Raw genomic sequence first — 26833 nt, forward strand, 5'->3', positions numbered from 1 at the left:
GCCCCCATGCCCCCATGCCCGAAGGAGCCGACCCCGTGAAGGTCACCCTCGATCCCGAGCGCTGCGTCGGCGCCGGCCACTGCGTACTGTCCGCCCCGGAGGTCTTCGACCAGGACGAGAGCGACGGCGTCGTCCTCCTGCTGGACCCCGAACCGGCAGCATCCCTCGCCGATGCCGTCCACGAGGCCGCCGACCTGTGTCCCGCCCGGGCCATCCTCGTCGCCGGGCCCGACGGACTGACGGCATGAGCGCCACCCTCCTGGCCGCCCTGCGCTCCGCCGTGGGCAACGGCGGACTGATCACCTCCTCGGAGGCCACCGCCGGGTACGCGCACGACATGATGCCGCTCGCTCCGCACGGCCGGCCGCTCGCGGTCGTGCTGCCCACCTCGACCGAGCAGGTCCGGGCATGCGTGCGCGCCTGCGCGGCGGCCGGCGTCCCGATCGTGCCCCGCGGCGCCGGGACCGGGCTGACCGGGGCCGCCAACGCCGTTGACGGGTGCGTCGTCCTGGCCACCACCAGAATGAACCGCATCCTGGAACTCGACCCCGACAACCGGCTCGCGGTCGTGGAACCCGGCGTCGTCACCCAGGACCTGAAGACGGCCGCCTCCGGCCACGGCCTGTTCTACCCGCCCGACCCGTCCAGCCTCGACACCTGCACCCTCGGCGGCAACCTCGCGACCAACGCCGGCGGCCTGTGCTGCGGCAAGTACGGGGTCACCGGCGACTACGTCCTGGGCCTGGAGGCCGTCCTCGCCGACGGTTCCCTGCTGCGGACCGGCCGCCGCACCGTCAAGGGCGTCGCCGGGTACGACCTCACCCGCCTCCTCGTCGGCAGCGAGGGCACGCTCGGCATCATCACGCGGGCCACCCTCGCGCTACGCCCACTGCCCGCCGCGCCCGGCACCGTCGTCGCCGCATTCGACTCGGCGGCCCGGGCGGGCGCCAGCGTCAACCGGGTCGTGCGGGCCGGCCTGGTGCCCTCCCTCATGGAAATCATGGACGCGACCTCGCTGCGGGCCTCCTCCGCCTACCTCGGCACCGACCTGACCGGCCCGGAGGACCAAACCCTGCTGCTGTGCCAGTCCGATGCGCCCGGAGCCGCCCGCGAGGCCGAGCTCGCCGAGCTTGAAAAGCTGTTCCGAGAGGCCGGCGCTGCCTACACGCACGCCACGCAGGACGCGGCGGAGGGCGCCCTGCTGCTGCGTGCCCGCCGGGTGAGCCTCGCCGCCCTGGAGGCCCGGGGCGCCTGCATGACCGAGGACGTCGCCGTGCCCCGTACCCGCATCGCCGAACTCATCGAAGGCTGCACACGGATAGGCGACGACGGCGGGCTGACAATCGCGGTCGTGGGCCACGCCGGTGACGGCAACATGCACCCCACCGTCCTCTACGACCGCTCCAGCACCGACCAATACGCACGCGCCCGCGTGGCGTTCGACGCGATCCTCGCCCTCGCCCTTTCCCTCGGCGGGACGATCACCGGCGAACACGGCGTCGGCAAACTCAAACAGGAATGGCTGGAGAGGGAGCTGGGTCCGGTGGGCCTGCGCGTGCACCGCGCGGTCAAGGACACCCTCGACCCGGCAGGTCTGTTCAACCCCGGAGGCATGCTGACGCGACGGGCGGCGGCCGGGGCCCACCGTGATCGCTGAGACCTGGCGGACGGTGGCCGGGCTCGCACCGCCCCTGCGGACGCTGTTCCTGACCACCCTGGTCTTCCGCACCGGCACCATGGCCTACCCCTTCCTCACCCCCTACCTCCTGCGGAGCGGCGGACTGGACGCGGCGTCCACGAGCCTGACCGTCACCGCCTTCGGCGTGGGCGCCCTGGTCGCCGACCTCGCCGCCGGCCGGCTCCTCGGCCGGCTGCGCCCGTACGCCCTGATGCGAGGCGGCTTCCTGCTGGGCGCCGCCGCGGTCGCGGTGGTGCCACTGCTGCGCGGCCTGCCGGCGCTCGTCGCGGGGGTGTTGATCTGGGGGTTCGCGTACGAGATCGTCACCCCCGCCGCGTACGCGGCGACCATCGCCGGATCGCGGCCCGCGCAGCGCAAGGTCGCCTTCTCCTGCTACCGCCTCGCGATCAACCTCGGTCTGGCCGCAGGCCCCCTGATCGGCGCGCTGGTCTTCGCGATCGACTCGTACGCCGTGTTCTGGGCCAACGCCCTGTGCGTGCTGGCGGCCGCCGCCTTGCTGCATGCCCGCTCCCGCCCCGACGCGCGGTCCCACCACGGTCCGGGCGAACGGGAGGACGACGGACCGGGTGGGCGGCAGGACGACCTACCGGGTGGGCGGAACCGGGTCCGGGACCGGCTGACACGGCCCGAACGCATCCGGTTCTGGACGGTGTTCGGCCTTTCGCTGCCCATCCAACTGGCGTACGCCCTGCCCTCCGTCTTCGTTGCCGGGTACGTCATCGTCGGGCTCGGCCTGCCCGGCTACTGGGCCGGTGCCGTCTTCACGGTCAACGCCCTCGGGATCGTCCTCTTCGAAGTCCCGCTCAACGCCCGGATGGCACGCGTCGGGGACCTGACGACCCTGGTGACCGGATACGCGACGGCCGGTGCGGGCTTCCTGCTGATGGCCCTGGCCACCACCGGGCCGGCGCTGGTCCTCGCCACCCTCGTGTGGACGGCCGGGGAGATCGTCGTCTTCCCCGGCCTGCTCGACTACGTCAGCCGACTCTCCGGTCCCGCGGCCGACCGGACCATGGGCCTGTACTCCGGCGGCGTCAACCTGGCCTTCATCGCGGCCCCGCAACTCGCCCTGCATCTCACCGGCCCCGGCCACCCGGGAACCCCGTGGGCGGTCGCCGGAGCGGCGGTCTGCGCCGCCTGCCTGCTGCTCCTCGCCGCCCGCACCCACCCGTACACCTGGCACAAGGAGAAACCGTGCACAAGCGCGACCTGACCCCCTTCATCGGCGTCGAATACACCGGCCTCTCCCACGGCGAGCTGGCCGGCCCCGAGATCTTCGACGACATCGTCGCCTCCCTGCACCGACGCGACCTCGTCGTCGTCCGCGGCATCGACCTCACCCCGCGGCAGCAGATCGACCTCGCCGCCCGCATCGGCCGCCCCGTCCCCTTCCTGCTGGCCGACTGGCGCCACCCCGAGTTCGCCGAGATCCTCGTCTCCTCGAACGAACGCAGGGCCGGCCGGCCGGTCGGGATCGAGCGGGTCGGCCATTTCTGGCACCAGGACTCCTCCTTCGATGCCGACCCGTCCGCCTACACGGTGTTGCACGGCGTCAACGTGCCCCAGGACTGCGGCCACACGGTCTTCGCCGCCGCCGCCGACGTGTACGACCGGCTGCCGCAAGAGTGGAAGGTGCTGCTCGACGACCGCGTCGGGCTGCACACCCTCACCAAGCAGCAGCGCATCGCTCCCGAACACGTGGGCCTGACCATCGCCGAGGTGCGCGCCCTGGTCGCCCGGCAGTACCCACCCGTCGAGCATCCCGTGGTCCGCCGCGACCCGCACACCGGCCGTCGCTTCCTGTACGCGGCCCGGGCCTACACGGACCGGGTCGTCGGCCTCGACGCCAACCAGAACGAGGCGTTCTTCGACCTCGTCGACACCCTCCTCGCCGACCCCGACCACACCTACACCCACCGATGGACCCCCCACGACCTGCTGCTGTGGAAGACCGCCACCACCTACCACGTGGCCACGGACCTGCCGCCCGGCGTCCGACGCACCGTCCACCGGGTCAGCGTCGCCGCCGCGTGACACGACCGGCGCCCTCCCCCGACGCCCTTCCCCACCCACGCGAGGACAGGAACCCCATGCCCCCTCCCGGCAACCACCGGCCGCCCGTCGGCGTGATCGTCGACGGCTACTCGGTCGGCAAGTACCTGCCCGCCGCCTTCGAGCGGCTCGGCGCGGACGTGGTCCACCTACAGAGCACGCCCGCGTTCCTGGACTCCGTCCCGCCGCCGGACCTGCGCCCGTACCGAACCAACGTGGTCCAGGACCCCTCCGACCTCGGCCGCACCGCCGCGGAGTTGGCCGCGTACGGTCCCTGCGGCGTGCTGCCCGGTCAGGAGACCGGCGTCCCGCCGGCCGACCGGATGGCCGAACTCCTGGGCCTGCCCGGCAACCCCTCGGCAACCTCCGCGCTGCGCCGCGACAAGTACCACATGATCGAGGCGCTGCGCGCCGCCGGCATCCGGTGCGCGGACCAGCTCAAGTCCGACGACCTCGACGAGGTGCTCGCCTGGGCGCGGACCACCGGGTATCCGGTGGTCGTCAAACCGCTCAGCTCGGCCTCGACCGACATGGTCTCCGTCTGCCACGGCCCGGACGCGGTGCGCGCCGGGGTAGGTGAGATCCTCGGCAGCCACGACATCTTCGGCCGCCACAACACCGAAGTCCTCGTGCAGTCGTTCCTGGACGGCACCGAGTACATCGTGGACATCGTCAGGGTCCCGGGCGCCGGACGGCGCGTGTGCGGCGTCTGGCGCTACGAGAAGACTCTCATCGGGTCCCGGCCGGTGTACGACCGCGATGTGCTGCTCGACCCCGACGCGCCGCAGGTCGCGCCCCTCGTCGCGTACCTGGACACCGTCCTGGACGCGCTGGGCATCCGCTTCGGCGCCGCCCACGCCGAGATCATGTTGACGGCCGCCGGGCCCGTACTCGTCGAGGTCGGCGCACGGTTGGACGGCCTCATGGACCCGGGCCACCACGACTCCTGCCTGGACGGGAACCAGGCCGATCTGCTCGCGCTGGCCTGCGTACGTCCAGATGAGTTCGCGCGCAGGTACCCCGGCGACACCCTGTACGGCAAGCATCGGGAGGGAATGGTCATGCACGTTCAGACCAGCCGCAGCGGTGTGGTCGAGGCCGTGGACGAGGATGCCCTCGCGCGGATCAGCGCCCTGGACACGGTGCACCTGGCGACGCCCCGGTTGGCCCCCGGCGACCGGATGCGACCCACCACCGATCTGCTGTCCAGTCCGCTGCGCGTCTTCCTGACCGGGGACAGCCGGGAGGAACTCCTCGCCGACCACCGCCGGATCCGGCGGATGGCCGACGACGTGTTCCTACTCGCCCCGCACTGACCGCAGGACGGACGACACAGCGCTGTCCGTCACCCTGCCCGTCGCCTCACCCCACCCGCCACCACCGAGGAGCCCCGTGGCCGTTTCGATCCGCGCCGACCTGGCCGCCGTACCCGACCACAACATTCCCGCCGCCGCGCCCGACGCCGTCCGGCTCAACTCCAACGAAAGCCCGTTGCCGCCGCCACCCTCGGTGGTCGAGGCCATCGCCCGCGCCGCCGTCGAAGGCCATCGCTATCCCCAGTGGTTCTCCGACACCCTGGTGGACCGGCTGGCGTCCGGCCTGTCCGTCCCCGCCGGCCGGATCGCCGTCGGCTGCGGATCGACCAGCCTCTGCCGCGACCTGATCCAGGCGTTCTGCGGCCCCGGGGACGAAGTGCTGTGCGCTTGGCGCTCGTTCGACGCCTATCCGGTCTTCGCTCGCGTCGCCGGAGTCCGCGCGCGCACCGTCCCCCTCGACGCGGAACACCGGCACGACCTCGCAGCGATGCTCGAAGCGGTCACCGCGGCCACCCGTGTCGTCTTCGTGTGCAACCCCAACAACCCCACGGGCACGGCGGTACGCAGGCGTGAACTGCTGGACTTCCTCGACCGTCTGCCGGAACGGATTTTGGTCGTACTGGACGAGGCGTACCGGGAGTTCGTCGACGACCCCGATGTGCCGGACGGCGTCGCGCTGGCCCGGGAGCGTCCGAACGTGGCCGTGGTCCGCACCTTCTCGAAGGCTTACGGACTGGCCGGAGTACGCATCGGCTACTGCGTGGCCGCACCCGCGGTGGTATCCGCCGTGCACAAGGTGTCCGTGCCGTTCGCGGTGAGCAGGCTCGCCCAGGCCGCCGCACTCGCCGCACTCGACTGCGCCGACGAGGCCCCCGCCCGCTCGGCGACGGTGGTCCGGGAACGGAGACGGCTGTACGCCAGGCTGGTCCACGGCGGACATCCGGCGACCCCCTCGCAGGCCAACTTCGTGTGGATGCCGTTGGCGGAACGGGCCGTCGACTTCGCGGACTTCTGCGCCCGCCACAACGTGTTGGTGCGCGCGTTCCCGGGAGACGGGGTGCGCGTGACGGTCGGGCTGCCCGAGGAGAACGACGCCTTCCTCTCCGCGGCCGCCCAGTACCTGGCCCACGTCCCCTCTGCCGCCCGCACGGGATGACTGGCGCCCGCCCTTGGCCCCGCGCCGCGGCGGGCGGCGGGGCCGGGGCGTCACTGCTGCTCGAAGTATGTCTCCAGCCACGTGAGCAAGGCCGCGAACGCGGGGGTCATGGCGGTGTCCGACTGCTTGAGGACCGTCGGACCGCCGCCGTCCTCCACCCTGACCGGGAGGGTCACCGGCCTGTCCCGGACCTCTTACCAGGGCCTGTTCCAACAACCCGCGCGTGACCGGCCTCCGGCCGCCGGCGCCGGAGGCCGGGGCGGGGACCGGCGCGTGAGGCGGCCCGGGGGTCGCCTCACGCGCCGGGGTCGGTCAGTGCTTGGCGATCTGTTGGAGCGCCGCGCCCTGGTAGCGGGCACCGGCGTTCCACAGGATGAAGGAGTTCATCTTGTTGGCCGCGGCGGCCTTGATCTGTTCGGCCACCTCGGCGGGCCCGTAGGTGCTGCCCATCGAGAAGTCCTGGAGCCACGGGACGATCTCGGTCTGCGTGCCCTTCGCCTGGCGGGCGAAGTCCGCGAGCGAACGCTGCACGATCGCGTACGGGGCGGTGTCGGGCTGCGCGACGCCGTACTCTCCCGGCCCCCAGTGGGACGGGTAGACCATCGGTGCGATGTAGTCGGTGACCTTGACCAGCGCGCCGATGTCCTGGGCGATCTCGGTCGGCCGGGTGGCGGCGATGCCGAAGACCGAGACGCCGAGGTACTTGGCCTGCGGACGCAGCGCGGTCCGGGTTTCGGCGACGAACGAGGTGATGGACTGCTCGGGCGTGGCGGTACCGATGCCCGGGAAGCGCATGTGCGTCAGCGGGCCGTCCGGGCGGCGCACGTAGTCGTAGAGGATGTCGTCGAAACCGAGAGTCGCCGCTTCGACGGCGAGGTCCTGGTTGTACTTGCGGACCGCCGCGTTGGCGAAGTTGGTGAAGGACAGGGCGCCGTAGTGGCCGCCGTCGTAGGGCTGTCCCGCGGGGGTCAGCACGAGCTGGTCCCGCTTGCCGGACTTCCAGGAGGCCGAGGCGAGCTTGGGGTCGCGGAAGGCCACGATGCGGCCGATGACCTGGGCGCCGGCGGCGTGCAGCTCGGCGACCGCCTTGCGGGCGTCGTAGTAGCCCTTGGCGGCGCCGATCTGGCGGGCCAGCGGTACCTGGGACGCGTACCCGACCTCGCCGTCCTCGTCCTTGACGTCCAACTCGACGGCGTTGAGCTTGCCGCTGCGGACCAGGGCCAGGATGCCGCCGCGCAGCGTGTCGTCGCCCCAGCCGATGGCGGTGATGTGCGCGGCCCGGATCATGGGCCGGCGTCCCCGGGCGGACACGTCCTTGGTCGTGGTGTTACCGGCGCGGTCCACCGCGGTGACCTTGACGACCGGTGTGCCCTTGGGCACGGTGACCTTGAAGGCACCGGCCTTGTCGAGGGGGACCTTCTTTCCGTTGACGGTCACCTCGGCGTCGGTGGAGGCGTTGCCGGTGATGGTCACGGGGGCGGCGACGTTCTTGATATCGGGGTCGGCCACCTTCAGCTCGGGAGCGGTGGCGTCCACGCTGAAGCCCACGACCTCGCGGTACGAGGCGAAGGGGAGACCGCTGTCGCCGGCCACCACGAGTGTGTGCCGTCCCTCCTTGAGGTGCGGGAAGGCCAGTCTGAGGCGGGCGCCCTCGGCTGTGACGGGGACCGCCGCGCCGTCCAGGGTGGCGCGCAGCTTGTCCCTGCCGCCGGCCTCGTCGGCGGCGAGGTAGGCGCTGACCTGTGCGGCCTTGCGCGCGTCGAGGACCGCGCCGTCGCCCAGACCCTGGATGCTCGGACCGGGCGCGAGGAACGTCCAGGCTCCGACGCCCGCTCCGGCCAGTGCGAGCGCCCCGGTCGTCGCTATGAGGGTGCTCCGGCGGGCCGGGCGGCGGAGTCGGAGGGAGGGGAGGGAGCGCGATATGCGTGTAGGGGACATCATGACGTCCTTCGTGCCGTGGGCCGGATGCTGCTGCCTCCATTCATTGCCGCCCTATGTGCCGTTCGCCTCGTTCTGACCGTATTTCACACGAACGGCGGCGTTCGGGCCCGGCGTGGCGGCTACGCCATGCAGGGGACAGTGCGGTATGCGGGCTCCCGTCGCAGGTAGGTATGGCGCGACACATCCGCTTCGGAGGGGCTTCCCATGCGCCACCCGCTCGTCCCGCTCGGCGCCCTGGCCGGCGCCGCCCTGCTCGCCTCCGGCTGTTCCACGGGGTCGTCCCCGGCCGCCGGGGAACACCACGCCGCCGCTTCACCGGCCGCGGTCAGCCCCGTCGCCGCGAAGGCGCCGGCGGAGGTCGGTGCCAACGAACTCGGCCAGGTGCCGGTGTTGATGTACCACCAGCTCACCCAGAAGCCGGCGAGCGTCTACGACCGTACCCCGGCCGATTTCAGGGCCGAGTTGGAGCGCCTCGCCCGGGAGGACTACGTACCGGTGACCGCCCGGGACTTCCAGACGGGCCGCATCGACATCCCGGCGGGCACGCACCCGGTGGTCCTGACGTTCGACGACTCGACCAACAGTCAGATGCGCCTGAACCCGGACGGCACGCCCGCACCGGACACCGCCGTCGCCATCTTGACGGAGACGGCGAAGAAGTACCCCGCCTTCAAGCCGGTGGCGACCTTCTTCGTCAACGCGGACGCCTTTTCGGCCACCGGTTCCGCCAAGGCCCTGACCTGGTTGAAGGAGCACGGGCACGAGGTCGCCAACCACACCGACCGCCACGAGAACCTGCGCTCGCTCGACCAGGCGGGCGCCATGCGGGCGATCTCCGCCGGACAGCAGGCGATCGAGAAGGCCGTGCCGGGGACGCGGGTCACCTCGCTCGCCCTGCCCTTCGGTGCGATGCCGGAGCCGGCGACGGTCGCGACACGGGGAACGGGCTACCGCTACGACGGGGTGTACCTGGTGGGGGCCAACCCGTCGCTCTCACCGTTCGCGAAGGCGTTCACACCCGACGCGATCCCCCGGATCCGCTCGGCGGGACCGAAGGACGAGGACGCCGAGTTCGGTTCGTCGCGCTGGCTGGACAAGCTCGCCGCCGGGAAGAACCGTTACGTCTCCGATGGCGACCCGAACACCGTCGCCTTCCCGAGCGCCTCGCGGAACGAGCTGTCGCCGACCTTCGCGAAGCGGGCTCGGCCGTACTGACGCGTGCGGGTGGACCCGTACGCGATCAGTTCCCGCGGGGCGCGTACATGATCACGGCCATGCCCGCGAGGCAGACCAGGGCGCCGATGACGTCGTAGCGGTCGGGGCGGTAGCCGTCGGCGACCACACCCCAGGCGATGGAGCCGGCGACGAAGACACCGCCGTAGGCGGCGAGGATGCGGCCGAAGTCGTCGTCGGACTGGAAGGTGGCGACCACCCCGTACAGGCCGAGCGCGATGACGCCGGCGCCGACCCAGGCCCAGCCCCTGTGTTCGCGGATGCCCTGCCACACCAACCAGGCGCCGCCGATCTCGAACAGGGCGGCGACGACGAACAGGGCGACGGAGCGGGCGACGGTCATACCGGCCGACCCTACCGGCGGCCGATGCCCGTGATCTTCACCTTGCATGCTGTCCGTCCCGGGCGAGGCCGTGGGCCACTTCCCGATCGCCGAGTCAGGAGGGAGGCAGGGGTGTGGCTTGGGCGATGAGGATGGCGACATCGTCGTGGTCGTCCGGATGCCGCAGTTCCTGCACGAGCCACTGGCAGGTCGTCTCCAGCGGCCGGCGGGATTCGTCGAGGGCTCGGAGCAGGACGCCCAGGCGTTCGTCGATGGGGTGGTGGCGGGTTTCCACGAGGCCGTCGGTGTAGAGGACGAGCCGATCGCCGGGGTTGAGGTCGAATTCGGTGGTGCGGAAGGAGATGCCGCCGACGCCCAGGGGGGCGCCGGTGGGCACGTCGAGCAGTCGGGGACGGTGGCCGGCCGGGACGAGGGCGGGTGGGAGGTGGCCGGCGTTGGCGATGTGGCAGCGGTGGTCGTGGGGGTCGTAGACGGCGTAGATGCAGGTGGCGATGTAGTGCTCCAGGCCTTGGGTGATCTTGTCGAGGTGCTGCAAGACCTGGTCGGGCGCCAGGTCGAGATCGGCGAAGGCGTTGGTGGCGGTGCGGAGCCGGCCCATCGTGGCGGCGGCGTCGATGCCGTTGCCCATGACGTCGCCGACGACGAGGGCGGTCTTGTCGCCGGAGAGGGGGATGACGTCGTACCAGTCGCCCCCGACTTCGCTGGAGGCCTGGGCGGGCTGGTAGAGCGAGGCGAGGTCGAGGCCGTGGGCCTCGGGCGGGTGGCCGGGCAGGAGGCTTCGCTGGAGGGTTTCGGCGGCGTTGCGGACGCTTTGGTGCCAGCGGGCGTTGTCGATGGCGATCGCGGCCCGAGCCGCCAGCTCCCCGGCGAGGATCACGTCGTCTTCGTCGAAGGGCAGCGGATTGCGCGTGCGCAGCAGGTCGAATGCGCCGAGGACCTCGTTGTGGGCGATCAGCGGCACGGCGAGGTAGGAGTGGACGTCGGCCCGTGCGAGGGAGGCGGCCGCATCGGTGTCGCGGGCGATGCGCAGGAGGTCTTCCTCGCCGACGTGGGCGACGAGCACCGGTTGGCCGGTGTGGACGCACTGGGTGATCAGCCGGTCGGCCCCGTAGGCGGACAGGTCGCCGACCCGGCCGGCGGCGGTGGCCTCGGTGGGGTGGACGGCGGCCACGGCGAGTGCGCGGAACACCTCGGGCCCCTCGTCGTGGTCCGCGGTGCGGCGGAAGGCCAGGACCGCGTCCAAGACGTCCACCGCTGCCACGTCGGCCAAATCGGGCACGGCGACCTGGGCGAGCTCTCGGGCGGTCTTCTCCACGTCGAGGGTGGTGCCGACCCGTGCGGAGGCGTCGGCGATCAGCGTGAGGCGGCGGCGGGCCCGGTCGGCGGCGGTCGCGGCGTGGTGGCGTTCGCTGACGTCGACGATGGAGTTCGCCACCCCGATCACCCGGCCGCGCGGTCCTTCGAGGCGGTAGTACGAGACCGACCAGGCGTGATCGTGTCCCGGGTCGGCGGGTGTGCGCCCGACGGTGTACTGGTCGAGCAGGGGCGTGCCGGTGACCAGCACCTGGCGCAGCGCGGACTCGATGGTGTCGGTGTCGAGGAACGGCAGGATGTCGTGCGGATGCCGGCCGATGTGGTCGGCGGAGCCGAGGCCGTTGATGCGTTCCAGGGCCGGGTTGACCAGCAGGTAGCGCAGGTCGGCGTCCAGGAGGGCGATCCCGATGGGTGACTGCGTCACCAGGCGCTCCGACAGGGCCAGCTCCGTCTCCACCCGCTGCAGGGTGCTGTGGTTGGCGGCGATGCCCAGGGCATATACGTCGCCGAGGTCGTCCAGCAACCGCATGTTGCGGAACTCCACCAGACGGGTGCTGCCGTCCTTGGACCGGATGGGGAAGGCACCGGCCCATCTCGCGCCGGTGCCCATCACCTCGGTGAACAGCTTGATCACCAGATCCCGGTGTTCTTCGTGGACGAAGAGGTCGGCCGCGTACCTGCCCAGGGCCTCCTCGGCGGTGTAGCCGAACACCTCGTCGGCCTGCGGGCTCCAGAACACGATCCGTCCGCGCGTGTCCAGCACGATCGCGGCCACGCTGAGCAGGTCGAGCAGCCCTCCCGGCGGCGTCGCCCCCGTCTGGTGGTCCGGCTCCGACTCTGGGAGCGGCTCGGGTGTTCCCATCGGTGACGGCTCCTTCCTCCACGGAGACCGCTCGGGCCGCCCGCCGGCGTAGGGCTCCCTTTCATGCTGCGCCACATCGGTCGCCGGTTCCTGCTGGATGGACCGCCGGGACGGGTCGGGCGAGCCGCCGCTCATGTGAGGCCCTGCTCAGACGAGGCGCCTTTTTAGCTGGGCGAACAGCTCGGTGACGGCCGTGTCGGCTGCCGTGGAGATGCGGAAGAGGTTGAGGAAAGCGTGGATCAGCCCGTCATAGGTGCGGGCGAAGACGTCCCCGCCCGCAGCGGTGAGGGCGGTGGCGTAGGCGTTCCCCTCATCGCGCGGTGGGTCGTACTGGGCCGTGCCGATGACCGCCGGGGCGAGGCCGGCGAAGTCGGCCGCACGCAGCGGGGAGACGGCGGCGCGGGCGCGGACGGCGGGGTCGTCGCCGATCGGTCGACCCGGCCGCCGTGATGACCGCCGACGGCGGCGGCATGGTCGGTGCCGCCCCGCGCCCGGTCGAAGATGGTGCGCGCATCGCCCAGTACATGGTCGCGATCGCCGACAAGGCTCCGGGGCTCGAACTTCTGGAACGGTCGGTCAACGGTGTGCCGGGTCTGGTGGCGCAACGCGCGGGCACCGTCATGACGGTAGCGTCGTTCGAGGTCACCGACGGCCGCGTCACCCGGATCTGGGCGGTCCGCAATCGGGAGAAGCTGCGGCCGTGGGTAGGGTGCCGGTGACGCCGGCGAAGGGAACCGCGACCGATGGGGACTGTCATCACATGGTCGGGGTAGTCGGAACGCCATGGGATCTCTGAGCTCACCTGTGCTGTTGCTGCTGTTCCTGGCGAGTGCGGGGGTGATCTGGGTAGCCGGCATCAAGCTGTCGGACACCACCGACGTGCTCGCCGAGCGGCTGCACCTGGGCTCCGCCATGGGCGGACTGATCCTGCTGGCGATCGCCACCAACCTGCCCGAAATCGCCATCACGGCCAGTGCCGCCCTGGTCGGCGAACTGGACGTGGCGGTGGGCAACATCCTGGGCGGCATCGCGATCCAGACCGTGGTCCTGGTCGTACTGGACGCGGCAGGAGTACGTCCCCGCGCGCCCCTCACACGGTTGGCGGCCAGTCTCGTCCTGGTCCTCGAGGGCGTACTGGTCATCGTGATCCTGGCGGTCGTCGTCATGGGCTCCCAGCTCTCCCCGGGCCTTGTCTTCGCCCGGCTCGACCCGGCGTCGGTGGCCATCTCCGTCCTGTGGATCGTCGGCCTGATCCTGCTGAACCGAGCCGGCAAGGGACTGCCCTGGCGTGAGGGCGGCGACGCCCCCGACAGTCAGCCCGAACCGCGCGGCCACTCCCGCGGCAAGAAGGAGAAGGCCGCCGGCGACAAAGGCGTCAGCACCGCCCGCGCCGCCCTCGTCTTCTCCCTCGCGGCCCTGGCGACGCTTGTCGCGGGCGTCGTCATCGAGCGCAGCGGCGAGGAGTTCTTCACCCGCCAAGGGTTCAGCGGGATCCTGTTCGGCGCGACCGTGCTCGCCGCGGCGACCTCCCTGCCCGAGATCAGCACCGGCCTGACGTCGACACGGCTGGGCGACTACCAACTCGCGATCAGCGACATCTTCGGCGGCAATGCCTTCCTGCCCGTCCTGTTCCTGCTCGCCGCGGTCATCTCCGGCAAACCGGTCCTTCCGTCCGCGCACCACACCGACATCTATCTGACGGCCCTGGGTATCGTGCTGACCGCGGTGTACGTCTCCGGCTTGGTCTTCCGGCCCCGCCGGCAGTTCCTCCGCATGGGTGCGGACAGCATCGCCGTCCTCGCCATCTACCTGTTCGGGGTCATCGGCCTGGCCACGATCGGAGGCTGATCGGGCCGACGGAACCGAAGGCGGATCGATGGATGCTGCGGAGAAGCCGTTCCTGATGGTCGTCGAGGATGTCTTCCTTCTGAACCAGGGCACGGTGGTCCGAGCGACCGGCCGGATGGAGCGCGGGCGGGTGCGCGCGGCCGACGACGTGGAGACCGTTGGTTTCGGCGGCGGCTCGATCATCCGTGTCGCCGGTGTCGACGGATACCGGGTACGCCCGGGTGAGGCGGTCGCGGGCATGAACGTAGGGCTACTGCTTCCGGGTGTGGAGGCGGGGGCGGACGCACCGGGGCAGGTGCTCGCGGCCCCGGGCTCGATCGGCGCTCACGCCGCCTTCGGCGCGGACCTCGCCCTGTTCTCGCAGGAGCAGGGCGGTGCGGAAGTGCGCACCGGTGACGGCCTCTCCTTCTCCATACGCGGGGCAGCGGTGACCGTCACGCTCGAACAACCCGCCGCTCTTGAGGACGGCCGGTCCTTCGCCTTCCGTCACCATGCTCGCGCCGCCGGCTCGGGGACCGTGACCCGCCTCGTTCCCTGAATCTCACCGGACAGTGGACCGAGAGTGCCGTTCGTCATCGGTCGGGCCCTGGCCCATGGCGCAGGACGGCGCCGGCCTCGGTGCCCTGCGACGCGCGGTCCGTCGTCCTGCCTGCACAGTAGGCTTGCCGGGTGGATACTTCTTCGCTCCCGCGTTCCTTCCGGCTGCTTGTGACAGGCGGAGGGACGGGCGGTCATACCTATCCGGCGCTGACCGCGGTCCATGCGCTCCAGAGCCGGCTCGCGGCTTCGGGCAGCACGTTGGACGTTCTGTGGATCGGCACGGCGGACGGTCTTGAGGCGCGTGTTGCCCCGGCGGAGGGGATCGCGTTCAAGACGGTGGCGACGGGGAAGATCCGTCGATCGTCGAACCCGCTGAAGATGCTGTCCGCCGCGAACGTGAAGGACATGGCGCGGGTGCCGCTCGGTGTGGCGCAGGCCCGGGCGATCGTTTCCGAGTTCCGGCCGCATGTCGTTCTCGCGACCGGCGGGTACGTCGCGGTGCCTGCCGGGTTGGCCGCGCGACTGTGCCGGCGGCCGCTCGTACTGCACGAGCAGACGGTCAGGTTGGGCCTGGCCAACCGCAAGCTCGCCGGCTCGGCCACGCGGATCGCGGTGTCCTCCGAGTCGTCGCTCGCTCTGCTGCCCGCCGAGGTACGCGATCGTGCGGTCGTCACGGGGAACCCCGTGCGGCCGGAAGTCCTGGCCGGTCACCCGGACAAGGCGGTCGAGGCGCTGGCCCTGCACGGATTCGACCGGCGGCTGCCGACGGTCTACGTCACCGGCGGCGCCCAGGGTGCCCAGCAGATCAACGGCATCGTGCGGGACACGCTGCCGTGGCTGCTGAGCCACGCCAACGTCATCCACCAGTGCGGTCCGGCGAACGTGGACGAACTCCGGGGCGCCGCCGCCGCTTTGGAGCCGGTCCTCGCCGGGCGCTACCACCTCACCGGCTTCGTCGGGCCGGAGCTGCCCGACGTGCTCGCGTTGGCCGATGTGGTGCTGTCGCGGAGCGGCGCCGGGACGCTGGCCGAGTTGACCGCTTTGGGGAAGCCGGCCCTGTTCGTACCGCTCGCCACGTCGGCAGGCAATGAGCAGGCGCACAACGCGCGGCACTTGGCCGACGCGGGGGCGGCGGTCGCCCTGCTCGGTGAGGTCACCGCGCAGAGCCTGCAGCAGGCGATCGGCCCACTGCTCACCGACCCCGCTCGGCGGGCGGCGATGGCGGAGCGGGCCCGCTCGTACGGGAGGCCGGACGCCGCGGAACGGCTCGTTGACGTGCTCTTGGCCGCGGCAAACGGCTGACCGTCACCGGCGACCGGCCACCGTTACGGGGACGCCGCGTCACAACCTGCCCGTGCGAGGAGCCGATCCACGTCCGCGGATGGCAGGTCGGGGTTGCCGGCCGCCGTGATCGCGACTGCTTTCCGACGGGTCGGGCAGATCGTCGGCCGGCCGCCATCGGGGCATCTTGTCCGGGCGAGGGCTGCGGTCGATGCGTTCGGCGGTGGCGGGATCGATCCGGTCACGGGCGCGCAGAGCCATCGCGTACGAACGCTGCTCTCCTCGTCGTCGAGGAGTCGGGCCATGTCCGGCGCGGGGAGGGAGTCGGACATCGCGGCCGAGGCGCGGAAGCAACCGTACGGTGACTCCACGTACGGCAATAGGTCCGCGGTCACCGCGTACGCGCGGGTCGGGGTCGCCGAGCAGCCCCTCCAACAGCCCGCGCGTAAGTCGCTGTCCGGCGCAACCGGATCGCTCGAGCTCGCGGGCACAGATCGTTGGCCCGCAGCGTCGTGTACGAGGTCGACATACCAAAACCGTATCCGCGCCCACTGACAACCACCGCCGGGTGCTGCGGGCCACCAAATCGCACCCCCGTGAGGCTGTGGTGCGCGCCGGCTCACGGATAATTGACGATCAGCCGGTGGCGGATCCGCCAGGAACGGCTCGTATCGACGGGGGACGGACCATGCGCGTAGGGGTATATCTCGCACACCCGCGGCCGGGGAGTTTCAACCACGCCGTGTTCGACGCGGTCGTGCAGGAACTGCGCGGGCGAGGATGCCGGGTGCTGGCGCACGACCTGTACGCCGAAGGATTCGCACCGCAGCTCTCCGCCGCGGAGACGGGGACGGTCCAGTCGGCGTCACGGGCCCATGACGCGCAGGTGGCGCTCCACCAGGAGGAGGTGGCGACCCTTGACGCCATGGTGTTCGTCCACCCGAACTGGTGGGGCATGCCGCCCGCTGTTCTGGTCGGTTGGGTGCAGCGCGTGCTCGTCCCCGGCGTCGCCTACAAACTGGGCACCGCCGAGGGCGAACCCGTGGGGCTCCTGAAGGCAGGCCGGGCCCTTGTCCTGAACACCTCGGACACTCCGGCGGACCGGGAGGAGAGCGAGTTCGGCGACCCGCTGCACAGCATCTGGTCGGCTTGCGTCCTGCCGTACGTAGGAGCTGCCGACGTACGGAGGGTCGTGTTCCGTACGGTCACCGATTCGGACGACGCAACGCGCACGGGGTGGCTGGACCAGGCACGCCGGCAAGCCGCCGCGCTGCTGGACCCGATCGCCGTTCCCGGGCTTGGCGGCTGACTTGTTTCGGTAAGGGCCGCCACGTGGATAGGCCACGGGTCAACGAGGTACGGCGTAGCCCGGTTCGCGCGGGGAGACCCCGCGCGGCCATGCGCCGATCGCCGTGTGGGCGATCAGGACGACGACGGCTGCGGCCGCCACCGCACGAACGAGGCTCCACGTCGTGCCGACCACCGGCGCCCGCGATGCCGCTTCGACGTCGAGACGCCTGGACGTCTCCACGATGGCGATCACCGGCACGAGCAGCCGGAAGCCGAGCCCACGCAGCCGGCGCCCACCGGCCAGGCTGCCGAGCCGGTTCTTCCATACCGCCCGTGTCGGCCGCCCCGCCGCGAGATCGGCGACGATGCGGGGAAGCGTGACAGGCGGTGGTCGGCGAACCGTCAACCGACAACCGCCGTGCCCGGCCGCGTACAGACCGCTCAGTGGCGGTCCTGTTCCACCGCCCGGAGCAGGTCCGCCGCGACGCTCACCGCGATCGTGGCGGGTTCCTTGCCGGTGATCTCGGGGATCCCGATCGGCGTCTTGATCCGGTCGATGGTGGCGGCGTCGTGGCCGCCCTCGGTGGCCAGGCGGTGCCGGAACCGCGTCCACTTGGCGGACGAGCCGATCAGTCCGATCGAGCCGAGGTCGGGGGTGCGCAAGGCGGCGTCGCACAGCGCGGCATCCTCGGCATGATCATGGGTCATGATCAGGACGTGGGTACCGGGCGCCAGCTCCGCGAGCACCTCCTCCGGAAGCAGCGGTACGTGGCGCACGTGGACCTGCGCCACCGCGTCCGCGAGCACGTCGAGACGCTCGTCGGTGAGCATGTCGGAGCGGGTGTCGACCAGGTACAGATCGAGGTTGTGGCGGGCGAGGATGCGTGCCAGCTCCAACCCGACGTGTCCGACCCCGAAGATCGCCACCGTGGGGACGATCGGCAACGGTTCGAGCAGTACGGTGACGGCTCCGCCGCAGCACTGCACGCCGTGTCGGTTGCTGACCTTGTCGTTGAGGGCGAACTCCATCAGCTCCGGCTCGGCGTCGGGCTTGCCGATCAACTCGCGGCCCCGGTCGATGGCGACGGCCTCGATGTTGCCGCCGCCGATGGAACCCCACGTCTCGGTGCGTCCCACGACGAGTTTGGCACCGGCTCTGCGGGGCGCGTGGCCGCGCACGGTCGCGACGGTCACCAGCACGCCGGGTTCCCGGCGTGCTCGCAACCGCGCGACCGCGGCCACCCATGTCATGTCAGGCATTGCTCAAAGCGCTTGCGGAGCTGAGGATTTCGACGTCCTCGCCCTGCGCCTCGCCCTTGCGGGCCGCTTCGATCGCCCAGTACACCGCTTCCGGCGTCGCGGGAGCGGCGAGTTCCACGCTGACCCCGGCCGGTCCGAAGGCCGCGGCGGCCTGCCGCAACGCCTCGCGCACCGAGAACGCCAGCATGAGCGGGGGTTCACCGACCGCCTTGGACCCGTACACCGCGCCCTCTTCGGTGGCGTTCTCCATCAGCGTGACGTTGAACTCCTCGGGCATCTCCGAGAAGCTCGGCAGCTTGTAGGTGCTCGCGGCCTGGGTCAGCAGTCGACCGCGGTTGGGCCCGTCACCGGTGTCCCACCGCATGTCCTCGAGCGTCAGCCAGCCGGCGCCCTGCACGAAGCCGCCCTCGACCTGACCGATGTCGATCATCGGGGACAGGCTGTCGCCGACGTCGTGGACGATGTCGACGCGCCGGATGCGGTACTTACCGGTGAAGCCGTCCACCTCCACCTCGGCGGCGGCGGCTCCGTGGGCGAAGTACTTGAACGGCGAGCCCCGGAACGTCTTCGCGTCCCAGTGCAGCCCCTCGGTCCGGTAGTAACCGGCCGCCGACAGTTGGACCCGCTGGAAGTACGCGGTGCGCACCAGGTCGTCCCAGGCCAGCTCTTTGTCGCTGCCGAGGACGCGCGCGACGCCCTCGACGATGCGTACGTCCGAGCCGTTGGCACCGAGCTGGGAGGCGGCCACCTGCACCAGCCGCGCGCGCAGTTGCTCACAGGCGTTCTTGATCGCCCCACCGTTGAGGTCCGCTCCGGAACTGGCGGCGGTGGCAGAGGTGTTGGGCACCTTGTCGGTACGCGTCGGGGCCAGCCGCACCTTGTGCAGCGGGATGCCCAGCGTGGTCGCGGCCACCTGCATCATCTTGGTGTGCAGGCCCTGGCCCATCTCGGTGCCGCCGTGGTTGATCAGGACGGAGCCGTCCCGGTAGATCAGCACCAACGCGCCGCCCTGGTTGAAGGCGGTGAGGTTGAACGAGATGCCGAACTTGATGCCCGTGATCGCGAGCGCCCGCTTGGTGTGCGGGTGCGCCGCGTTGAAGGCCGCGATCTCGCGCTTGCGGTCGGCGAGGCCGCCGTTCTCCTTGACCTGGTTCCAGACCAGGGAGATGCGCTCCGGCTGGGTGACCGGCTGCCCGTACGGCGTGTGCTGGTCCCGCTGGTAGAAGTTGCGCTCCCGCAGCTCCATCGGGTCCATGCCGAGCAGCGGCGCGACACGGCCGAGGATGTCCTCGATCACCAGCATGCCCTGGGGTCCGCCGAACCCGCGGAAGGCGGTGTTGGAGGTCTTGTTGGTCTTGGCGATGCGGCCCGCGATGCGCGCGTTGGGGATCCAGTACGTGTTGTCGATGTGGCACAGCGCACGGGCCGTCACCGGCTCGGACAGGTCCAGGCTCCAGCCGCCGTCGGCGGTCAGGGTGGCGTCGAGGGCCTGGATGCGGCCCTCGTCGTCGAAGCCGATCTTCCATGTGGCGTGGAACCCGTGCCGCTTGCCGGACATGGTCAGGTCCTGCGTGCGGTTGAGCCGCAGCCGGACCGGCCGGCCGGTCAGCTTGGCGCCGAGCGCGGCGATCGCCGCGAACCCGTGCGGCTGCATCTCCTTGCCGCCGAAGCCGCCACCCATCCGCAGGCACTGCACGGTCACCTCGTGACTGTGCAGGCCGAGGACGTGCGCGACGATCTCCTGCGTCTCCGAGGGGTGCTGGGTGCTGCTCTGGACGAACACCTGCTCGGCCTCGTCGATGTGGGCCAGCGCGCAGTGCGTCTCGAGGTAGAAGTGCTCCTGGTCGGAGAACTGGAACTCGCCGGTGAACACGTGCGCGGAGTCGGCGAAGCCCGCGTCGACGTCGCCGGCCAGCATCACGGGCCGGGCTCCGTGGAAGCTCTCGGCCGCGATCGCCTCCTTCAGCGTGATCACGGACGGCAGTTCGTCGAGTTCCACCTCGACGGCCTCCGCACCGAGCCGGGCGGCCTCCAGGGTCTCGCCGAGCACCCAGGCGACCGCGTGGCCGTAGAACATGACCTCGTCGGGGAACAGCGGTTCGTCGTGCTTGATACCGGCGTCGTTCACGCCGGGCACGTCGGCGCCGGTCAGCACGCGGACCACGCCAGGCACGGCGAGCGCGGGCTCGGTGCGCAGTGCGGTGATCCGGCCGTGGGCCTTCATGACCTGGACCGGGTACGCGTGCAGTACGTCCTTGGTGCGGTGGACCAGGTCGTCGGTGTAGAGCGCGGTGCCGGTGACGTGCAGGTTGGCGCTCTCGTGCGGCATGGAAACGCCGACGACAGGCTTTTCGGGGCGTTCGGACAAATGGCTCATGACGACACCGCCTCGGTGGTCTCTGCGTGCAGCTTCAGCAGGCTCTTGCCGAGCATCGCGGCCCGGTACTCGGAACTTGCGCGGTGATCACTCATCGGCGTGCCCTGGGCGCGCAGCACCTGGGCCGCTGCCTCGACGGTCTCCTCGTTCCAGGGCTTGCCCTCCAGGGCCGCCTCGGTGGCGAGAGCGCGGATCGGGGTGGCGGCCACGCCGCCCAGGCCGATGCGCGCCTTGCGGACGATCCCGTCCTCGATGTCGAGCGCGAAGGCGACCGCCACGCTGGAGATGTCGTCGAAGCGCCGCTTGGCGATCTTGTGGAAGGCCGTGACCGGCGACAGCGGCAGCGGGATGCGCACGGCGCGGATCAGTTCACCGGGACGGCGGACGCTCTGCCGGTAGCCGGTGAAGTAGTCCGCGAGCGGGACCTCGCGCTCACCGTCGGCGTCGGCGAGGATCAGCGACGCCTCCAGCGCGAGCAGCACCGGCGGGCTGTCACCGATGGGAGAGCCGGTACCGAGGTTGCCGCCGAGGGTGGCGCTGTTGCGGATGAGCCGGGACGCGAACTGCGGGAACAGCTCTGCCAGTAGCGGGACGCTGCCGTCGAGACGGCGCTCGATCTCGGTGAGCGTCTGCGCGGCCCCGATGAGGACGTGGTCGGACTCGACGCGCAGCTCCCGCAGTTCGGGCAGCCGGTCGACGGCGACGACGTAATCGGCCCGGCGGGAGCGGATGTTCACCTCCACGCCCCAGTCGGTGCTGCCCGCGACGACGACCGCGTCGGGCCGCTCGCGCAGCAGCCGCAGCGCGTCGGCCAGGGTGCTCGGCCGCAGGAACGTGCGGTCGTCCTGGGTGTACTCCGTGGCCACCGGTTCGGGCGGGGACTGCTCGCGACGCTGCGCCAGCGGGTCGTCCTCGGTGGGCGCGCCGACGGCGAACGCGGCATCGCGAATCGGGCGGTAACCGGTGCAACGACACAGGTTTCCGCTCAGCGAGTGCAGGTCGAAACCGTTGGGACCGTGCTCGGAATCGGATTCGGCTTCGGCGCCGTCCGCCGATTCCGCGTGCGCGCAGCGGTCGGGCCGGTAGTACTCGGAGGCCATGCTGCAGATGAACCCCGGAGTGCAATAGCCGCACTGGGAGCCGCCACGGACCGCCATCTCCTCCTGCACCGGGTGCAGGGTGGGCGCGGTGCCGGGCTCGCCGGCGGTGGCGAGACCTTCCGAGGTGATGATCTCCTGGCCGTCGAGTGCCGCGGCCGGGACCAGGCAGGCGTTGACCGCCACCCAGTCGGTGGGCTTGTTCACCCCCGGACGGGCGACCAGGACCGAACAGGCGCCACATTCACCCTCGGCACAGCCCTCCTTGGTGCCGGTGAGGCCACGCTCGCGCAGGAAGTCCAGCACCGTGGTGTGGGGCGCGTCGGGTGAAATCGGTGTTTCTTTTCCGTTGACCGTGATCCGCGCTGCTACCATTGCGCAACCTCATTTCGGTGCGCGATCAATCTGTTTATCCTAGTCGCCATTTCAGGAGCTTTCTTTTTCGGTGGCGCAGCTCGAGAACCCAGAGCACAAATGAGCACGGAGAATACGTGCCACAGGCGAGATGAAAGAGAGCGGAAGACGCCGGGGCCCACGATCGGGCACGCCGGAGAGGGGCTGATCAGCAGCCGTGCGCTACACGACCCGGAACCCAGGCGGCCGTCTGAGCGAGGCGATGCAGGTCGGAGATGGTCGACATCCGACTTCGCCTCCTTTCGACAGCTCACGGGTCGGTTCGCTCGAAATTACGGTGCGGCAGCCCCATCGGTCAAGCGGAACGGCAGCCACCATTAGCCCTGGACAGGAATCTGCGACAAAGCGACCAGTCGCCGCCCAAAGACTTGGCTGATCACACAAAGGGGCGCGTCGGTGGTGGTACACAGGGTAAATGCGCGGTCGCTGTGCGACCTGGTTCCCGTGGTGCCGTTCACAACCTGGTCACGGGATCGACACCGTCCGGCCGTGGGTCCGACACCCCCCGGTCACACAGCCGGCACCGTCGGGCCGATACGGAGGGTGGGGGGCGACGTTCCGCCCAAATCGCGACCGGGCCGTCGCCGGGTCCCATGCCGGCATCGTCGAGCATCAGTCGAATGCCCAGACGCCCAGCCGTCGCGCAGAGCCAGTACGAGGGTGCTGAGGGTGGTGCTGAGGGCGCTGACGTCCATTCGGTGAACTCCCCCGTCTCAGCTCCGGCGACCCAGACGTGCAACGGGTCCTCCGGTCCGTGTCATCGGTCACGGTGATCCGGCCGACGGCGGCGTCCCGTTCGGCGACGGTGGGCTTTCGGACGCCACGGCGCGCGCCAGGGAACGGGTGATCCGCTGCCTCATGTTGTTTGCAGCGTCCGTCCCTGCGGATAGGCACCCGGGGTGGCCCTCGCCCCTGGGCGAGACCCCCGAGTCGTTCCCCTGCCCAGAGGCGATCGCGGTGACGCGGCAAAACCCGCCGCGGGAGGGGTGATCGGGCGGTTGGCGGGTAGCCGCGCACCAACAGGGCGGCTGACGTCGCACGGCTGCCGGCTGTCGCCCCGTCAAAGCCCCAGGAAGGAAGGCACGGTGACCTCACCATGACCACGGCAGAGCGGCAGGCCCACGCCACCGACGACTCGGTGAGCGTGCTGGTCTCGCGCGCCTCCCAACAGATCTCGGAGTTGGTCCGCGAGGAGATGCGGCTCGCGCGGGTTGAAATGACGCAGAAGGGCAAACGCTTCGGCAAGGGCGGCGGTCTCTTCGGGGCGGCCGGCCTGATCGGCGTCTTGGCCGCCCAGGCGCTGGTGGCGACGTGTATCGCGGCTCTCGCGTTGGTGCTGCCGGTGTGGGCCGCGGCCCTCATCGTCACGGCGGTGCTGGGAGCGATGGCCGCATGGGCGGCGATGTCAGGTAAGAAGCAGATCGCGAAGGCCGGCGCGCCGACGCCCGAGCAGACCATCGACAGCGTCAAGGCCGACGTGGCCGAGATCAAGGAGAGGGCCCAGCGATGACCGACGACCCCCGTACCCACCTCGGCACGCCCACGCCCGAGGAACTGCGCGAGGACATCCGGCACACGCGTGACGATCTCGGTCAGACCGTCGAGGCGTTGGCCGCCAAAGCCGATGTCAGGGCACAGGCCAAGGAGAAGACTGCGGCGGTGAAGGAGCAGGCCGCGGAGAAGGCCGCTCTGCTCTCCCGACGGATCCGCGCGAAGGCGGAGCAAGCCGCCTGCCTGGTGAGGGACGTGGCGAAGGACAAGACACCCGCCCCCGTTCTCGACACCGCGACGCAGGTCGGCCAGAGCGCCGCTCGCACGGTACGGACGAACCGCGCGCCCGCGGTGGCGGCCGGTGCGGCCCTGATCGTGATCCTGCTCCTCCGTCGCGGCCGGCGCCGCCGGTAGAGGCACCCGAGACGGCGGCGGCCGACACCGCCGCCGATCGGCGCGACAGGCCCCCTGGCGGCGGCCGGATCGCTCCCGTGGGGCGGACCGTTCCGATCCCGCGCGTGGTCGGTCACGGACGGCGCGCGCGGCGCGGTCCCTCCTCTCTGGACCTCCTCGTACGCGCAGTCGGTGAAGTCGATGTATGGCGGGCAGGCCGGCATTGGGCCGCGCGGTGGCCGAGCCTGGGCGGCCGGCCGGGCGCGAGGGATCGGTCGCCGAATTGGACGTCACGCTGGGGGAAGGGCGGTTCTCGCTGCTGATGGACGGGGCCGGGCGGTCGGGGAGATCTGCCACGAGGTGCGGGGCACGTCCTCTCGCGGCGCGCGGTGGCCCTGGACGAGTGGATCGGCGCCCTGGCACGGGCGCTGGCGGACGCCGCGGCCTCGAATGCCCGTGCCGGCGAGGCCGTCGAGCGTTTCCTGGCCCGACAGGGTCCGACGGCCTCGCCGAAAACCTCTGGCCCGGAGGTCATACGACTGCTTGGATACGGCCATGAACAGCGCGCTTCCGGACGGATACGAAATCTCCACCGACCCCGAGCGGCTTGATCGCGAGCTGATCCACCGCTGGCTCTCCCAGGACGCGTACTGGGCCCTCGGCCGACCTCGGGAGAAGCAGGACCTGGCCATCGCCCAGTCGCTCAACTTCGGTCTGTACGAGAGCGCTTCGGGTGCTCAACTCGGCTATGCCCGGGTGGTCACGGACCTTTCCACCTTCGCCTGGCTCTGCGACGTCTACATCGATCCCGGCGTACGCGGCAAGGGCCTGGGCACCGCCCTGGCCGCCGCCACCAGGGACCATCTCGCCCCCTACGGACTGCGCCGCATCATGCTGGCCACCGCGGACGCCCACGCGGTCTACGCCAAGGTCGGTTTCGCATCGCTGGAAACGCCGGAGAAATGGATGGCGCTCGGCGAGCAGTGAGCCCTCACGGCAGCTGAGCGGACCCGGCAGCCGGATTCCACACCTGTCCGTTCCGGCGGGAGGGCCTGAGGCTACGGTGCGTCGGTCGGGGTGGTCGCGGCCCGTAGGGCGCCGTCGCGACATCCTCGGCGACGCGGGCCGTACCGACGCCCGGATCGAGACGCTCCCGCACCTGACCCACTACGCGCTGCCCACCGCCACCCCTACGACAACGAACCGACTGATCGCGGGGTTCCTCCGGCCGCCGGGCGGCGGGCGCCGGTCATCAGGGGCTTGACCGCCTCTCTGTCAGAATCGCCCCATGGCTCATATGGCTGAGGACGACACGGATCACGGTTACCTGCTGGACAATCGGCAGTCCGAGGCCGGAATCCGGTTCGGCGCCCTCAGCGAGTTGTTCGACCCTGTGACGTTCCGGCATGTCGACGAGCTCGGGATCACCGCCGGCATGCGGTGCTGGGAGGTCGGTGCCGGTGGCCCGTCCGTACCCCTCGGGCTGGCCGAGCGCGTCGGCCCTACGGGAACGGTGATCGCCACCGACATCGACGTTTCCTGGACCCGGGACATCGCCGGTGGCGAGATCGAGGTGCTGCGTCACGACGTGGCCGCCGATCCTCCGCCGCCCGGCGGCTTCGACCTCGTCCACGCCCGACTGGTCCTGGTCCACGTCACCGACCGCGCCGAGGCGCTGCGCCGGATGGTCCAGGCGCTGCGACCCGGCGGTCGGCTGCTCTTGGAGGACGCCGACCCGGGGTTGCAACCGCTTTTGTGTCCGGACGAGTCGGGTCCCGACCAGCGGCTCGCCAACCGGGTGCGCTCCGGCTTCCGCGCGTTGATGGCGGCACGTGGGGCGGATCTGACTTACGGGCGAACCCTGCCCAGGCTGCTTCGCGAGGCGGGTCTGGAGGACGTTCGGGCCGATGCGTATTTCCCGATCACCTCGCCGGCATGCGCCGTCCTCGAAGCCGCGACCGTGCGGCAGATCCGCCGTCGTCTGGTGGCGGAAGGGCTCGCCACCGACGAGGAGATCGACCGCCATCTGGCCAACGTCGCCGCCGGAGGCCTCGACCTGGCCACCGCCCCGATGATCTCCGCCTGGGGACGCCGTCCGTAGTCGTCGTAGCCGTCCATGCCGTCCGTAGCCGTGCGCAGCCGTCCGGCGGGTGGTCCTACCCTCGGTCGAGATTCGGCCCGTCGGTAGCCTTGTCACATGATGCGCGCCTGGATGCTGCCGATGCTGCTCCTGCTCTGCGGTTCAGTCCCGGCGATCGGACTGGTCGTCGGGGAAGGCAGCCCCGGGGCGGCCACAGCGCTGCTGGTGGGGTTCGTATTGCTCGCAGGGGTGAACTCGCCACTGATCTTCCCGCGGTCGATCGGTGCGGAGGAGGCACAACGGCGCAGCGCGGCCGACGGCCGGCCCGTCGTCTACTGGCGGTCGGGGTGTCAGTTCTGCCTCCGACTGCGCATCCGGTTGGGCCGCAGTGCTCGCCGGTTGCACTGGGTCGACATCTGGCGTGACCCGGCCGGCGCGGCGGTGGTGAGGGCGGCGAACGACGGCAACGAGACCGTACCGACCGTCGTCGTGGCGGGTCGGCCGCACGTCAACCCCGATCCCGCTTGGGTACGCGAGCAGCTCGCCCGTTCCCTGTGAAAGGCCGGCCCCCCTCCGTACCACGTCCCCGACAGAACTCAGCAGCCTCCGAACCGCCGGGCCGATTCCTGGCCGTGCGCCAGCCTGCGCAAGGCTGAGCAGCACCGGTTCGTACAGCACGGTCAGCGCGACCGCCGCCTCGATCTGTCCGGCGGCCGTTGGTTGTTCCTCCACCACGCACCCGGCGACCGGGTCTCCACCACCCAGGCCGCGTACGGCGAGAACCATGGATAGCGACGCTATCCAACCGGACGGGCATGGGGGCGCGGCATGGGTACGGCACCGATA

Annotated in this window: 25 protein-coding genes and 1 pseudogene; 17 read left to right on the plus strand and 9 right to left on the minus strand. The window is 71.0% G+C overall.

Translation table 11 applies throughout. The annotated features are described in order from the left end of the window. Positions 1-35 precede the first annotated feature (35 nt). From ABZ934_RS11175 to hisC, 6 genes are all read left to right on the plus strand, one after another. On the plus strand, positions 36-248 hold the full coding sequence (locus ABZ934_RS11175) for a ferredoxin (protein ID WP_361311451.1): 213 nt from the start codon (positions 36-38) through the stop codon (positions 246-248). Then, a complete protein-coding gene (locus tag ABZ934_RS11180; RefSeq protein ID WP_361311454.1) occupies positions 245-1657 on the plus strand; it encodes an FAD-linked oxidase C-terminal domain-containing protein in 1413 nt (470 codons plus the stop codon). The genes ABZ934_RS11175 and ABZ934_RS11180 overlap by 4 nt, the downstream gene beginning before the upstream one ends. Beyond that, positions 1647-2912: an MFS transporter gene (locus tag ABZ934_RS11185; RefSeq protein WP_361311457.1), complete on the plus strand. Its 1266-nt coding sequence runs from the start codon at positions 1647-1649 to the stop codon at positions 2910-2912. The genes ABZ934_RS11180 and ABZ934_RS11185 overlap by 11 nt, the downstream gene beginning before the upstream one ends. Further along, the gene (locus ABZ934_RS11190) at positions 2894-3733 is read left to right on the plus strand and encodes a TauD/TfdA family dioxygenase (RefSeq protein WP_361311460.1); all 840 of its coding nucleotides are present in this window, start codon (positions 2894-2896) and stop codon (positions 3731-3733) included. Before ABZ934_RS11185 ends, ABZ934_RS11190 begins: the two co-directional genes overlap by 19 nt. 56 nt (positions 3734-3789) lie before the next feature. Further along, positions 3790-5067, plus strand: coding sequence for a phosphoribosylglycinamide synthetase (locus ABZ934_RS11195; RefSeq protein WP_361311463.1), 1278 nt, complete (start codon positions 3790-3792; stop codon positions 5065-5067). 76 nt (positions 5068-5143) lie between these two features. Continuing rightward, a complete protein-coding gene (hisC, locus tag ABZ934_RS11200; protein WP_361311466.1) occupies positions 5144-6223 on the plus strand; it encodes a histidinol-phosphate transaminase in 1080 nt (359 codons plus the stop codon). 50 nt (positions 6224-6273) lie between these two features. On the opposite strand, the gene ABZ934_RS11205 is transcribed toward hisC, so the two are convergent. After that, the gene (locus tag ABZ934_RS11205; RefSeq protein WP_361311469.1) at positions 6274-6399 is read right to left on the minus strand and encodes a hypothetical protein; all 126 of its coding nucleotides are present in this window, start codon (positions 6397-6399) and stop codon (positions 6274-6276) included. A gap of 136 nt (positions 6400-6535) precedes the next feature. After that, positions 6536-8164 carry a putative glycoside hydrolase gene (locus tag ABZ934_RS11210; RefSeq protein ID WP_361311472.1) on the minus strand — a complete coding sequence of 543 codons (1629 nt, stop codon included), beginning with the start codon at positions 8162-8164 and terminating at the stop codon, positions 6536-6538. Between the two features lie 204 nt (positions 8165-8368). On the opposite strand from ABZ934_RS11210, the gene ABZ934_RS11215 reads away from it, so the two are divergent. Beyond that, the gene (locus ABZ934_RS11215) at positions 8369-9379 is read left to right on the plus strand and encodes a polysaccharide deacetylase family protein (protein ID WP_361311475.1); all 1011 of its coding nucleotides are present in this window, start codon (positions 8369-8371) and stop codon (positions 9377-9379) included. 25 nt (positions 9380-9404) lie between these two features. On the opposite strand, the gene ABZ934_RS11220 is transcribed toward ABZ934_RS11215, so the two are convergent. The 3 genes from ABZ934_RS11220 to ABZ934_RS11230 all read right to left on the minus strand — a co-directional run bounded on the left by ABZ934_RS11220 (position 9405) and on the right by ABZ934_RS11230 (position 12345). Further along, entirely contained in the window at positions 9405-9740 is a 336-nt protein-coding gene (locus ABZ934_RS11220) for a YnfA family protein (RefSeq protein WP_361311478.1), read from the minus strand. 94 nt (positions 9741-9834) lie between these two features. Then, positions 9835-11916 carry a SpoIIE family protein phosphatase gene (locus ABZ934_RS11225; protein ID WP_361311481.1) on the minus strand — a complete coding sequence of 694 codons (2082 nt, stop codon included), beginning with the start codon at positions 11914-11916 and terminating at the stop codon, positions 9835-9837. Positions 11917-12063: 147 nt separating this feature from the next. Further along, positions 12064-12345, minus strand: coding sequence for an alpha/beta hydrolase fold domain-containing protein (locus ABZ934_RS11230; protein WP_361312176.1), 282 nt, complete (start codon positions 12343-12345; stop codon positions 12064-12066). 2 nt (positions 12346-12347) lie between these two features. Here ABZ934_RS11230 and ABZ934_RS11235 point away from each other — a divergent pair. The 5 genes and pseudogenes from ABZ934_RS11235 to ABZ934_RS11255 all read left to right on the plus strand — a co-directional run. Next, a pseudogene (locus tag ABZ934_RS11235) lies at positions 12348-12635 on the plus strand (RNA polymerase subunit sigma-24); the annotation flags it as partial. A gap of 64 nt (positions 12636-12699) precedes the next feature. Next, positions 12700-13764 (plus strand): hypothetical protein, encoded by a 1065-nt coding sequence (locus ABZ934_RS11240; RefSeq protein ID WP_361311484.1) that lies wholly within the window; start codon positions 12700-12702, stop codon positions 13762-13764. A gap of 28 nt (positions 13765-13792) precedes the next feature. Then, positions 13793-14302, plus strand: a complete 510-nt coding sequence (locus ABZ934_RS11245) for a hypothetical protein (RefSeq protein ID WP_361311487.1) — start codon at positions 13793-13795, stop codon at positions 14300-14302. 131 nt (positions 14303-14433) lie between these two features. Next, complete coding sequence (locus ABZ934_RS11250) at positions 14434-15606, plus strand: UDP-N-acetylglucosamine--N-acetylmuramyl-(pentapeptide) pyrophosphoryl-undecaprenol N-acetylglucosamine transferase (protein ID WP_361311490.1); 1173 nt, start codon at positions 14434-14436, stop codon at positions 15604-15606. A 667-nt stretch (positions 15607-16273) separates the two neighbouring features. Next, positions 16274-16894: an NAD(P)H-dependent oxidoreductase gene (locus tag ABZ934_RS11255; protein WP_361311493.1), complete on the plus strand. Its 621-nt coding sequence runs from the start codon at positions 16274-16276 to the stop codon at positions 16892-16894. A 39-nt stretch (positions 16895-16933) separates the two neighbouring features. Here ABZ934_RS11255 and ABZ934_RS11260 read toward each other — a convergent pair whose 3' ends face one another. Genes ABZ934_RS11260 through ABZ934_RS11275 form a run of 4 tightly spaced genes read right to left on the minus strand, consistent with a single transcriptional unit; the run spans position 16934 to position 21984 of the window. Continuing rightward, on the minus strand, positions 16934-17281 hold the full coding sequence (locus ABZ934_RS11260) for a hypothetical protein (protein ID WP_361311496.1): 348 nt from the start codon (positions 17279-17281) through the stop codon (positions 16934-16936). 35 nt (positions 17282-17316) lie between these two features. Beyond that, positions 17317-18126, minus strand: coding sequence for a xanthine dehydrogenase accessory protein XdhC (gene xdhC / locus ABZ934_RS11265; protein WP_361312178.1), 810 nt, complete (start codon positions 18124-18126; stop codon positions 17317-17319). A gap of 1 nt (position 18127) precedes the next feature. Then, positions 18128-20512: a xanthine dehydrogenase molybdopterin binding subunit gene (xdhB, locus tag ABZ934_RS11270; RefSeq protein WP_361311499.1), complete on the minus strand. Its 2385-nt coding sequence runs from the start codon at positions 20510-20512 to the stop codon at positions 18128-18130. Next, positions 20509-21984: an FAD binding domain-containing protein gene (locus ABZ934_RS11275; RefSeq protein ID WP_361311502.1), complete on the minus strand. Its 1476-nt coding sequence runs from the start codon at positions 21982-21984 to the stop codon at positions 20509-20511. Before ABZ934_RS11275 ends, xdhB begins: the two co-directional genes overlap by 4 nt. A 1135-nt stretch (positions 21985-23119) precedes the next feature. On the opposite strand from ABZ934_RS11275, the gene ABZ934_RS11280 reads away from it, so the two are divergent. The 5 genes from ABZ934_RS11280 to ABZ934_RS11300 all read left to right on the plus strand — a co-directional run bounded on the left by ABZ934_RS11280 (position 23120) and on the right by ABZ934_RS11300 (position 26545). Then, positions 23120-23533, plus strand: coding sequence for a phage holin family protein (locus ABZ934_RS11280; protein WP_361311505.1), 414 nt, complete (start codon positions 23120-23122; stop codon positions 23531-23533). Beyond that, positions 23530-23928 carry a DUF3618 domain-containing protein gene (locus ABZ934_RS11285; protein ID WP_361311508.1) on the plus strand — a complete coding sequence of 133 codons (399 nt, stop codon included), beginning with the start codon at positions 23530-23532 and terminating at the stop codon, positions 23926-23928. Before ABZ934_RS11280 ends, ABZ934_RS11285 begins: the two co-directional genes overlap by 4 nt. Before the next feature lie 534 nt (positions 23929-24462). Beyond that, the gene (locus tag ABZ934_RS11290; RefSeq protein WP_361311511.1) at positions 24463-24894 is read left to right on the plus strand and encodes a GNAT family N-acetyltransferase; all 432 of its coding nucleotides are present in this window, start codon (positions 24463-24465) and stop codon (positions 24892-24894) included. A gap of 310 nt (positions 24895-25204) precedes the next feature. After that, entirely contained in the window at positions 25205-26008 is an 804-nt protein-coding gene (locus ABZ934_RS11295; protein WP_361312180.1) for a methyltransferase domain-containing protein, read from the plus strand. A 96-nt stretch (positions 26009-26104) separates the two neighbouring features. After that, on the plus strand, positions 26105-26545 hold the full coding sequence (locus tag ABZ934_RS11300; RefSeq protein ID WP_361311513.1) for a glutaredoxin domain-containing protein: 441 nt from the start codon (positions 26105-26107) through the stop codon (positions 26543-26545). Positions 26546-26833 lie beyond the last annotated feature (288 nt).

The organism is Streptomyces sp. NPDC046557, assembly GCF_040645975.1.
Taxonomy (GTDB): Bacteria; Actinomycetota; Actinomycetes; order Streptomycetales; family Streptomycetaceae; genus Streptomyces.